We start from the raw sequence: 1,689 nt of genomic DNA, 5'->3' as shown, positions 1-1,689 counted from the left end.
CACCCCATGCCGCTTATATCCTGCGCTCCGAAGGGTTTGAACGGGGTTTTCGGAAGGGCTATCCCTAGCCCTCCGAAAACGAGCGGCATCCCTGCCGCTCCCCTGCGGGCTGATCCGTCCAAATCCTTCGGTGCTCGGCACGGCATCAGGGGGATTAACCCCGTCGCGCGAAGAATAGTTATTGGATAAATTTGTATTTTGGGTTTCAAGTTCTATTGTAGGATGCTGCCGACGATAGGAGACGCATCTGCCGCGAGCGATGCGCTTCACTTCGTTCAGCACATCCTACGGGCTGAACCCATTCTTACATCTAAGAGTTGAACCGAATGCTTGAAAAGCATATTTGCAATCACTGCGTAAATGATGACGATATAAAAAATTTTATTTTAGAAAATGGTGACGAGACTGAATGTAGTTATTGTGGAAAAAGATCAACGCCTGTACGAACACGAATAGTATCTTTCTATGAATTCATTGAGTTCTTTGTCAAACATATTGACAACCAATATGGTGATCCTCTTGAGGATCTAGTGGATCAAGAAGATGGCAAAAGCTTTGGTATCGTAGAATTATTACAGGACTATGATATTGATTTAACCGATAATAGCCTTCTTTTTGATGATGTCTGTGAAGAACTAATAGATAAACGGTGGTGTGAAACTCCGTATTACATGCCTGAATTGTCTGAAGCTTTGTCTTATGGCTGGAGCGAATTCGTTGAAATTGTTAAACATAAATCACGATACACATTTTTTCGTATCAACAATGAGCATTTATATTATGCAATACCACCAAGTCAATTTTTGAAAGAACTAAGCACAGTTATTATCAGAACAGAGCTGTATACCACGATTAAAAAAGGTAATTTTTTCCGTAGAACTAGAATCCATGACAAAGCGGAGAAGTTAACCAAAGCTGCAGAGTTAGGTGCTCCAGAAATAAAGTATGCCAGATATTCAAACAGAATGAGTCCAGCTGGGATACCGATGTTTTACGGCGCTTTTGATATTGGGACTGCAATAAAAGAAACATTTGACGAGGAAAATGATTTTGAAAAAATCGCTACCGTTGCCAAATTTAAATTATTAAAAGACATAACACTTATTGATTTTTCAAAAGCCTTGACTTATCCCGGATTTTTTCAAGATCGCGGATATAGTGATCAAGAAGTTGCATTTATAGATGGTTTTGTATCTGACATTACAAAACCCATAAAAAAAGATGGTTATGAACATATCGAATACGTTCCTACTCAAATTGTTACTGAACATTTTAGATATAATCATGAAGACGAGAATTTTGGAAGAATTTCCGGCCTAATATATCCAAGCTCAAGAAATAAAGGGAAAAATTCGGTGGTTATTTTTTGTGAGAATGAGCATTTTTGTGACAAGAATGAAGCCAAAGCTGATAGCTTGTTCGAATTAGAAAGCTCACCCAGACGAGTAAACCCAAAAAGGTATATTAATAATACGTAAACGCATAGCTCCCACTAAATACTATTTTTACGACTTTTAATCTCGGGACGATTTCTCCCCTGATGCCGCGCCGAGCACCGGAGGGTTTGAGCGGAGTTGCCCGTTAGGGGCGATGCAGGGATGCATCGCGTTTTTGGAGGGCTAGGGATAGCCCTTCCGAAAACCCCGTTCAAACCCTCCGGCGCGCAGGAATCAAGCGGCATGGGGTGGC

1 protein-coding gene is annotated in these 1,689 nt (G+C 40.9%); it reads left to right on the top strand.

The annotated features are described in order from the left end of the window. Positions 1 to 326 precede the first annotated feature (326 nt). Positions 327 to 1,478 (top strand): HEPN-associated N-terminal domain-containing protein, encoded by a 1,152-nt coding sequence (locus A1355_RS08040; protein WP_064026806.1) that lies wholly within the window; start codon positions 327 to 329, stop codon positions 1,476 to 1,478. Positions 1,479 to 1,689: the final 211 nt, after the last annotated feature.

The sequence above is a fragment of the Methylomonas koyamae genome (assembly GCF_001644025.1).
In the GTDB taxonomy this organism is placed as follows: Bacteria; Pseudomonadota; Gammaproteobacteria; order Methylococcales; family Methylomonadaceae; genus Methylomonas; species Methylomonas koyamae_A.
Note: the sequence above shows the minus strand (reverse complement) of the source record. Positions and strands in the feature narration are given on the sequence as shown.

Coding starts and splice junctions, on each gene's coding strand:
- A1355_RS08040 (WP_064026806.1), top strand. CDS start 327: ATGCTTGAAAAGCATATTTGCAATCACTGCGTAAATGATGACGATATA.